This is a genomic window from Bradyrhizobium sp. 1 (assembly GCF_023073315.1).
GTDB lineage: Bacteria > Pseudomonadota > Alphaproteobacteria > Rhizobiales > Xanthobacteraceae > Bradyrhizobium.
Genome location: NZ_JADPJH010000033.1, coordinates 185239 through 194121 on the forward strand (window position 1 = coordinate 185239; position 8883 = coordinate 194121).

8 protein-coding genes are annotated in these 8883 nt (G+C 64.0%); 3 read left to right on the forward strand and 5 right to left on the reverse strand.

The features are described from left to right. Positions 1-157: 157 nt before the first annotated feature. The 5 genes from IVB29_RS25885 to IVB29_RS25905 form a co-directional block, all read right to left on the reverse strand. Entirely contained in the window at positions 158-580 is a 423-nt protein-coding gene (locus IVB29_RS25885) for a hypothetical protein (protein ID WP_247506230.1), read from the reverse strand. A gap of 12 nt (positions 581-592) precedes the next feature. After that, the gene (locus tag IVB29_RS25890; protein WP_247506231.1) at positions 593-814 is read right to left on the reverse strand and encodes a hypothetical protein; all 222 of its coding nucleotides are present in this window, start codon (positions 812-814) and stop codon (positions 593-595) included. 130 nt (positions 815-944) lie between these two features. Further along, positions 945-1757, reverse strand: a complete 813-nt coding sequence (locus IVB29_RS25895; protein WP_247506232.1) for a lytic murein transglycosylase — start codon at positions 1755-1757, stop codon at positions 945-947. A gap of 120 nt (positions 1758-1877) precedes the next feature. After that, positions 1878-2681 carry a shikimate dehydrogenase gene (locus tag IVB29_RS25900; protein ID WP_247506233.1) on the reverse strand — a complete coding sequence of 268 codons (804 nt, stop codon included), beginning with the start codon at positions 2679-2681 and terminating at the stop codon, positions 1878-1880. Between the two features lie 5 nt (positions 2682-2686). Next, positions 2687-4543 carry an NAD(P)/FAD-dependent oxidoreductase gene (locus IVB29_RS25905; protein WP_247506234.1) on the reverse strand — a complete coding sequence of 619 codons (1857 nt, stop codon included), beginning with the start codon at positions 4541-4543 and terminating at the stop codon, positions 2687-2689. A 176-nt stretch (positions 4544-4719) separates the two neighbouring features. On the opposite strand from IVB29_RS25905, the gene IVB29_RS25910 reads away from it, so the two are divergent. From IVB29_RS25910 to IVB29_RS25920, 3 genes are all read left to right on the forward strand, one after another. After that, positions 4720-6345 carry a long-chain fatty acid--CoA ligase gene (locus IVB29_RS25910; RefSeq protein ID WP_247506235.1) on the forward strand — a complete coding sequence of 542 codons (1626 nt, stop codon included), beginning with the start codon at positions 4720-4722 and terminating at the stop codon, positions 6343-6345. Between the two features lie 102 nt (positions 6346-6447). Continuing rightward, positions 6448-7557, forward strand: coding sequence for a glycoside hydrolase family 172 protein (locus tag IVB29_RS25915; RefSeq protein ID WP_247506236.1), 1110 nt, complete (start codon positions 6448-6450; stop codon positions 7555-7557). Between the two features lie 26 nt (positions 7558-7583). After that, a complete protein-coding gene (locus tag IVB29_RS25920; protein WP_247506237.1) occupies positions 7584-8795 on the forward strand; it encodes an acyl-CoA dehydrogenase family protein in 1212 nt (403 codons plus the stop codon). Positions 8796-8883: the final 88 nt, after the last annotated feature.

An 8883-nucleotide genomic window follows, 5' to 3' on the forward strand; every position in this document is an offset into this window, starting at 1 on the left:
GTGCTGCCGAAACCTCGTCGCCCAGCCGTTGGGGGAGGACGAGCTATGATCGAGATGATCTCAGCCCTGCTCGTGCTTTGCAGCGTTGGCGTCTTTGCGGCGCATGCGCTGGATGCCTATCGCACCACGCACACCTGAAGGCCTCGCCTTCCTGAAGCTAGAACGGCCGCCGGTAAAAGTGCTCCGAATGCGTCGCGGGCGGAAAGCGGTTGGCGAGGGCCAATGCGCCCTTCTCGTCCGTCTCGAGCGCGATCTTCTGCGCGAGCATTACGTCGCCGGGCACGAGGAAGCCTGACGGAACGAAGCACCACCCCATTGTCGCAAGTCCGGCATCGTCGATCTCGTGGACATTGGCGGCGGTGCCGTAGTGGATGCGATATCTCTTGCCGGTGTCGCAGCCGATCACGTCGAAATACCGGTACTGCTCGAACTGGGCGCGCTGCTCCGGCGACAGCCACTCGGCCAACAGTCGGCGGCCGCGCGCATCCGGCGTGTTCTCGCCGAAAAAGCGCCGGTAGAGTTCGCGCAGCGCATGCAGACGCGCACGCGCCGGCGCGTGGAACCACAGTGCCGCGAACATGAGCAGCTCAGATCAACCGCCGACCAGGCGGGGATAGAACAGCGTTTCTTGCGCGGTCGGGTCGAACGCTTTGATACGGGTCACATCGCCGGGCCCGGTACGGAAGGCGGCGGTAAAGCCGGCTCCGGTCAACTCCCGAAAACGCTGTTCGGCCCGCGCCAGCGCTTCGGCATTGCCAGGATCAAACTCGTAGCGGGTATCGCCAGTCTGATCCATCACGATCTGGGTTGCCATCGTTGAGTCTCCTCATGTCCAGCCCCGAACCTGATCAAAGCAAACCTCGTGCCGTCAGTTCCTGATGGCAACAACTTTCTCGTGCCGGCGCATCACGCCTTGCTGAGCCGTAGCGTTCTCGGGACTCGACTCAGCGCGAAGCAGCCGCCCCGCCCTCGTCGATCTGTCGTCCCATCAGCGCAATTGCCTTCTGGTACACGCCGGCCGCATTCCAGGCCTCAATGGCGGCAAAGTTCGCCTCGCCCGGCTGGTAACCGGCTCCCGCACGCCAGCCATGGGCCTTGAGGAAATTCGCGGTCGAGTTCAGGGCGTTCGCCGCAACCTCGAGATTGCCGGTGCCATAGGCCAGGATGTTCTTGGGCATGAACTGGGTCTGGCCGACCTCGCCATGCATGGAGCCGCGGGTCGCCCCTGAAAGCGTGCCGCGGTCGATCAGCTTCAGGGCGGAATAGAGCTGGTCGGTGAAGAACTCGGGACGGCGGCAATCATAGGCAAGCGTTGCGATCGACGAGAGCATGTTCTGGTTGCCGCGCTGGCTGCCGAAGCCGGTCTCCATGCCCCAGATCGCGATCAACGGTCCGGGCGGAACGCCGTAGCGCTGCTGGATCGAGGCGAACAAGGCTCCTTGCGAGTTCTTGAGCTGCCGCCCCTTGGCGACGATGGTGGTGGCACCGCGCTTGGCCAGGAACTGATCGAGCGACAGCTGGAAGCTGCGCTGGCCGCGGTCGGCGGCGATCGTGGCGCTGGCGTAATTGGCCTGCATCAGGGCCGAGATCGCAGTCTGGCCGATGCCCTTGCCCTGGGCTTCCGCAGAAAACTCGCGCTTCCATCCTTCGAAACCGCCGGGCCCGTTGCCGCAGGTGGCGGCCTCCGCCACAGGCAGAGAGAGAAGCAGCGCGGTAGCGCCGATCACCGCCGTCGCGACTGTCCTGCTCTTGATCATTGCTCGTTCCTATCCCTGGGGCGCGACCGGCTCGCGCGCGCGCATGATCCTACGTCAGCTCTGATCGCTCAAGCCCCGGCAGGACCAATCGATCCAAGCAAAGCGCTTGACACTGGCAACTCACGCGCCGTCGGTTCCGAGCAGGAAATCCACCATGATGCTCTGATGCTGCCGGTACATATCGGTGCCCGTCCCGGTGACGCAACCGATCTTCCGGGCCGCCGCGATAAAGGGCGAGATCTCGGGTTTGGTGATAACGCAGCCGCAATAGGCCGACGGCGCGAGCCGCGCGACATCGACCGGCAGCGGATCGCCGTCCTTCATCCCAGCGGGCGTGGCATTGGCGACAAAATCGAAGCCCGCGGGATCGCTGGCGCCGACCCGCACCGGCGCCTTGCCCAGCCCGTTGAGCTGGCTGATCAGCGCGTCGCGGCGCTCAGTCGCACTGTCGTGAATGGCAAGCTCGCTCACACCGGCCTCGACCAGCGCGAGTGCGATCGCCGATCCCGCGCCGCCGGCGCCGACCAGGAGCGCCCGCATGCCGCTGGGACCGATCCCCTTCGTCCGCGCCGCGCCGACGAAGCCGAGACCATCCACCATGTCGCCATGCCATGCGCCATCGGCGCGCCGGCGCATCAGGTTCACGGTGCGCAGGACATGCGCCCGCGCGGTCGCGCTCGTGCAGGCCTGGTAGCAGGCAAATTTATGCGGGATGGTCACGACGATGCCGTCGAGATTTTTCAGCCGCGTTGCCACCGACAGGAAGTCCGGCAAATCCGCCGGCACCACCTGGACGGGCACAAGAATCCCGTCATGCCCCCGCGCGGCAAAGGCGGCCGACACGCCCGCGGGCGAGCGCACCTGCGCGATGGGATCGCCGACGATGATATGGAGCCGCGTGGCGCCCGTTGGTGCCGGGATCATGCCGTTCAAACCGGGGCCGGGGAGCCCGCCTCCGCGGCCGCTCCGTAAGTCAATTCCAGCCCCTCCAGCTTGCCCTCCTTGCGCCATCTGCCAAGCAATCGCAGGAACGCGACCGGCCCGCGCCAGTATTGGCTGTTTCTTGCGGCGATCGGATCGAACACGCCTTCATTGTTGTAATAGCCGGGCGTGCATTCGGCGAGATAGGTCTGGCGGCCGATCGCGGCCTTGACGACCTTCTCGACCCAGGCGTTCTCGGCAGCGAGCGTCGGCTCCAGCGTTCTGGCACCCCGCTTGCGCGCCTGATCGATGACATAGGCGATGTGCTGCGACTGCTCGTCGATGATGTGGGGGAAGTTGGCGCTCTGGCCGGCCTGCACCGTGACGATCTGGAAGCAGTTCGGAAAGCCGCGGCTGTAGAAGCCATGCATCGTCTTGACGCCGTCGCGCCAGCGCTCGGTCAGGCTCGTACCGTCGCGGCCATAAACCTCAAATCCCATGCGGCGCGCGTAATCGGTGCCGATCTCAAAGCCGCTGGCATAGATCACGCAGTCGAGCTCATAGGCCTTGCCGTCGACCACCACGGCATTCTCGGTGATGCGTTCAACGCCCTGCCCTTTGGTATCGACGAGATGCACATTGGGACGATTGAAAGTGTCGAGATATTCGTCGTGAAAGCAGGGCCGCTTGCAGAACGCCTTGTACCAGGGTTTTAGCGCCGAAGCGGTCGCCTCGTCCGTCACGACCGCATCGACGCGTGCGCGGATCTCCTCCATCTTGCGGTAGTCGGCCTGCTCGATGACCTTCAGCACCTCCTCCGTCGAGGTCACCGGCTGCGGCTGACGGCGCGGCGCGAGCAGGATCTCGCCGAGCAGACCGGTCCAGCCGTCCTGCACCAGATCCCGATCGAATGGCTCGCCGGAGATCACCGCGGTGAAATTGTCCATGCGCTCGCGCTGCCAGCCGGGCGAGAGACTCTGCGCCCAGGAATGATCCGTTGGCCGGTCGTCACGCACGCCGATCGCCGACGGCGTACGCTGGAAGACGTAGAGCTCCTTGGCGGAACGACCGAGATGCGGCACGCATTGCACGGCGGTGGCGCCCGTGCCGATGATGCCGACCCGCTTGTCGGCAAGGCCGGTGAGTCCGCCCTCGGCGGTGCCGCCGGTGTAGCCGTAATCCCACCGGCTCGTGTGGAAGCTGTAGCCTTTGAAACTTTCGATGCCGGGAATGCCCGGCAGTTTCGGGCGGCTGAGCGGTCCGCCGGCCAGGATGACGAAGCGCGCTCGGATGCGATCGCCGCGATCGGTCTCGACCAGCCAGCGCGCATCATCCTCCTGCCATTCCATCCGCGAGATGACGGTCTGAAACAATGCGCACTCGTAGAGCCCGAAGTGACGGCCGATACGGCGGGAGTGTTCGTAGATCTCGGGTGCTCGCGCATATTTGCGCACCGGCATGTAACCGGTCTCTTCCAGCAGCGGCAGATAGATGTAGCTCTCGGTATCGCAGGCCGCGCCGGGGTACCGATTCCAGTACCAGGTACCGCCGAAATCGGCAGCCTTTTCCACGATCCGAAAATCGTCGATGCCGGCCTCGCGCAGACGCGCTCCGCACAAGAGACCACCGAAGCCGCCGCCGACGATGAGCACTTCGGAGTCTTCGCGGACGGCCTCGCGCGCAAATCCCGGATCGGCCCAGGGGTCCTCGAGGTAACGGCCGAAATCGCCTTTCACCTCGACATATTGCGACTTGCCCTCGGCACGCAAACGTCGATCGCGCTCGTCGCGATAGCGCGCACGGAGTGAGGCAATATCGACCGTAGAGTCGCCGGCTGCACCGGTCTTGTGTCTTTCCGCTGACATCGATTTCCTCCACGGCGAATGCTGCTTCGCCGGCAGCTCACCTCAAATTAGCCCTGAAAAAGCGGCGCATGCAATCGCGTCCGCCGTTTTTTGCGTGGACGTCCCGCGACGTTCCGCTAACCTCAGGCGCAAATCACAAGCGTGCCATGCAACGACGTGGCGATCCGGAGGAAACCATGCAGGGATTAATGATGGACATGCCGCTGCTGATCAGCGGCCTGATCCAGTATGCAGCCGACTATCACGGCGAGGCCGAGATCGTCGCGCGCGAGATCGAGGGCGACATCCATCGCTATACTTATGCGGACGCCCATCCGCGCATCAAGCGCATGGCGCTGGCGCTCAAGCGGCTCGGCATCAAGCAAGGCGACCGCGTCGGCACGCTGGCCTGGAATACCCACCGCCATTTCGAGATGTTCTATGCCGCACCCGGTATGGGCTACGTGCTGCACACCGTCAATCCGCGGCTGTTTCCCGAGCAGCTCGTCTACATCATCAATCATGCCGAAGACCGCCTGCTGTTCGTCGACCGCGCCACGCTGGCCATCGTCGAGGCGATCGCGCCGCAGCTGACAACGGTCGAGGCCTACGTCGTGATGTCGTCGCGCGAGCGGATGCCGGAGACGAAGCTTCCCAATGTCCATTGCTACGAGGACTTGCTGGAGAAGGAGAACGATGGCGGTTTCGCCTGGCCTGAGTTCGACGAAAAATCTGCTTCCACCATCTGCTACACCTCAGGGACGACCGGCAATCCCAAGGGCGTGATCTACTCGCACCGTGCTGCGATCCTGCAGACCATGACCTGCTGCAGTTTCGATTTCCTGCCGGGGCATGCCGAAGGCGTGCGCGAGGTGATGATGCCGATGGCGCCGCTGTTCCACGGCAATGGCTGGAACATGCCGTTCACCGCGCCCTATACCGGCTCCAAGCTGGTGCTGCCCGGCCGCAACTACGAGCCCGACAAGCTCTATGAGCTGCTGGAAGGCGAGAAGGTGACGCTCTCGGCCGGCGTGCCGAGCTTCTGGCTGATCCTGCTCGACTGGCTCGGCCGCACTGGCAACAGATTCTCCACGTTGCGCGCGACATTGTCGTCCGGCTCGGCCCCGCCGCGCGCGATGGTCGAAAAGCTCAAGCGCGAGTACAACGTCGACTATATCCAGGCCTGGGGCATGACCGAGGCTCTCGGCTGCTCGATGCCGGGCCTGCGACCTGGCTCGGAGCATCTCGGCGACAAGGAGAAATTCGACCGGCGCCAGGTCTCGGGCCGCGCCTGTTTCGGCACCGCCTTGCGCATCGTCGATGATGGCGGCGCTGAGCTGCCGCGCGACGGCAAGACTGTCGGCCATCTGCGCGCCCGCGGGCCGTGGGTCGCCTCCGGCTACATGAAATTGGAGGAAGGCCTCGACCGCGACGGCTGGCTGATCACCGGCGACATGGCCGTGATCGACAGCCAAGGCCACGTCACGCTGACGGACCGTTCCAAGGACGTGATCAAGTCCGGCGGCGAATGGATCTCATCGATCCAGCTCGAGGATGTCGCGCTCTCCCATCCCGATGTGCTGCAAGCCGCCGTCGTCGCGATTTCGCACGAGAAATGGCAGGAGCGCCCCCTGCTCCTCGTCGTCCGCAAGAAGGGCGCGACCCTCGACGGCAAGACCCTGCTCGACCACATGCGTCCGAAGATCGCGAACTGGTGGATGCCTGATGCCGTCGAATTCCTCGACGAATTCCCGATGACCGGCACCGGCAAAGTACTGAAATCGGCGTTGCGCGAAAAATTTAGGGAATACCGCGTCGCATGACGACACCCGGTCGCGTGCGGACAATTCCGCGCGCAGCCTTCATCTTTTGGTAGACTCGGCGGCGATATATCTCGGCATCGCTAACTCCTTATCGAGGACACCATGGCGTTTTCCGGATTGGGCCTGCATCTCGGCAATCTGTCGCGCCTGTCGAACGCGCAGACGCGCTCGATCAGCCCCGAGAATTTCACCGGCGAGAAGGGCAAGGGCGGCATGTCCGTCGACGGCCCGGCGGCACGCCAGGCCCGTGATCTCGGCCAGGGCTGGAAGGTCTCGCCCTATGTCGCAATCGAGCCGGGCGCGACCTTCACGCTCGCCGACATCACCGGCCAAGGCGCGATCCAGCAGATCTGGATGACGCTGGCGCGTGGACGGCTGCGCCACTCGATCCTGCGCGTCTACTGGGACGACCAGGAACATCCGAGCGTGGAATGCCCAGCCGGCGATTTCTTCGCGTGCGGCTGGGAGGAGTTTGCGCAGGTCTCCTCGCTCGCGGTCTGCGTCAATCCCGGCCGCGCCTTCAACTGCTATTGGGAGATGCCGTTCCGCAAACGCGCGCGCTTCACGCTGGAGAACCGCAGCGATGAGCAGCTGACCGTCTACTATCAGATCAACTACACCCTGACCGACGTGCCCGAGGATTGCGCCTATTTCCACGCGCAGTTCCGGCGCATCAACCCACTGCCCTACAAGGAGGTCTACACCATCCTCGATGGTGCGGCGGGCGCAGGCCACTATGTCGGCACCTACATGGCCTGGGGCGTCAACAACAATGGCTGGTGGGGCGAAGGCGAGATCAAATTCTTCATCGACGGCGACGGCGCATTCCCGACCATCTGCGGCACCGGCACCGAGGATTACTTTTGCGGCGCCTATAATTTCGATCCCCATGTCGCGCATGCCGGCCAGGGGCAATCCCGCTATTTGGAGTTCACCACACCCTATGCCGGCCTGCCGCAGGTGATCCGCCCAGACGGCGTCTACCGATCACAGCAGCGCTTTGGCCTGTATCGCTGGCACATCCCCGATCCCGTACGCTTCCGGAGCGATCTGCGCGTGACGATCCAGGCGCTGGGCTGGCTGCCCGGCGCCAAGGACGGAAAATATCTTCCGTTACAGGACGACATCGCCTCCGTCGCGTTCTGGTACCAGACGCTGCCGACGGCGCCCTTCCCAATGCTGCCCGGGCCGGACTATCTCGAAATCGCATAGGCGGCCGATCGCTCAAGGAGACGAAGATGCTCTACCCGATGTCGCCCAAAGTCATCGAGCTCAAGCGCAAGCTCGAAAGCTTCATGGACCGGCACATCTATCCGAACGAGGAGCGCTTCTATCGTGAGGCGGAGGAGCTCGGGCCCTGGAAGGTCTATCCCGTCGTCGAGGAGCTGAAGCCGCTGGCCCGCGCAGAGGGTCTCTGGAATTTGTTCCTGCCGGAGTCCAGCCACGGCGCCGGCCTGACCAATCTCGAATATGCTCCGCTGTGCGAAGTGATGGGCCGCTCGCATCTGGCGCCCGAAGTATTCAATTGCTCGGCGCCCGACACCGGCAACATGGAGGTGCTGGAGCGTTACGGCACGAAAGAGGACAAGGAGCGCTGGCTGAAGCCGCTGCTCGCAGGTGAAATCCGCTCCTGCTTTGCCATGACCGAGCCCGCCGTCGCCTCGTCAGACGCGACCAACATCGAAAGCTCGATCGTGCGTGATGGCGACCACTACATCATCAATGGGCGCAAATGGTACACGACGAACGCGACCGACCCGCGCTGCAAGATCTGCATCTTCATGGGCAAGACCGATCCTGACAATGCCGACCGCCACAAGCAGCAGTCCATGATCCTGGTGCCGATGGACACAGCGGGTATCGTGGTGAAGCGCCCCCTGCCCGTGTTCGGCTTCTACGGCGTGCCTGACAGGGCCTCCGAAGTGATCTTCACCAACGTGCGCGTGCCCAAGGAGAACATGCTGCTCGGCGAAGGCCGCGGTTTCGAGATCGCGCAGGGCCGCCTCGGCCCCGGTCGCATTCACCACTGCATGCGCCTGATTGGCCTCTCCGAGCGCACGCTGGAAAAGATGTGCCGTCGCGTGCGCAGCCGCGTCGCCTTCGGCAAGCCGGTGTCCGAGCAGACGGTCACGCAGGAGCGCATCGCCGAGGCCCGCATCATGATCGAGCAGGCCCGGCTGCTGACGCTGAACGCGGCGTATGCGATGGACACAGTCGGCAACAAGGTCGCGAAAGCCGAGATCGCGATGATCAAAGTCGCCGTGCCCAACATGGCGTGCCAGGTCATCGACTGGGCGATCCAGGCCCATGGTGGCGGCGGCACATCGAATGATTTCGGGCTGACGCAGGCCTATGCGACGGCGCGACTGCTGCGTCTCGCCGATGGACCGGACGAGGTGCACAGAAACCAGATCGCGCGGTTCGAGCTGAAGAAATATTCGAACGCTTGAGGTACTGCCGCTCTAACGCACAGGCGACGGTGGCAGTTGCTCTTTCCTTCTCCCCTTGTGGGAGAAGGTGGCGCGAAGCGCCGGATGA

What these genes read in the sequence shown, in the direction of transcription:
- IVB29_RS25885 (WP_247506230.1), bottom strand. Translation starts at nt 580, where the DNA reads ATGTTCGCGGCACTGTGGTTCCACGCGCCGGCGCGTGCGCGTCTGCAT.
- IVB29_RS25890 (WP_247506231.1), bottom strand. Translation starts at nt 814, where the DNA reads ATGGCAACCCAGATCGTGATGGATCAGACTGGCGATACCCGCTACGAG.
- IVB29_RS25895 (WP_247506232.1), bottom strand. Translation starts at nt 1,757, where the DNA reads ATGATCAAGAGCAGGACAGTCGCGACGGCGGTGATCGGCGCTACCGCG.
- IVB29_RS25900 (WP_247506233.1), bottom strand. Translation starts at nt 2,681, where the DNA reads ATGATCCCGGCACCAACGGGCGCCACGCGGCTCCATATCATCGTCGGC.
- IVB29_RS25905 (WP_247506234.1), bottom strand. Translation starts at nt 4,543, where the DNA reads ATGTCAGCGGAAAGACACAAGACCGGTGCAGCCGGCGACTCTACGGTC.
- IVB29_RS25910 (WP_247506235.1), top strand. Translation starts at nt 4,720, where the DNA reads ATGCAGGGATTAATGATGGACATGCCGCTGCTGATCAGCGGCCTGATC.
- IVB29_RS25915 (WP_247506236.1), top strand. Translation starts at nt 6,448, where the DNA reads ATGGCGTTTTCCGGATTGGGCCTGCATCTCGGCAATCTGTCGCGCCTG.
- IVB29_RS25920 (WP_247506237.1), top strand. Translation starts at nt 7,584, where the DNA reads ATGCTCTACCCGATGTCGCCCAAAGTCATCGAGCTCAAGCGCAAGCTC.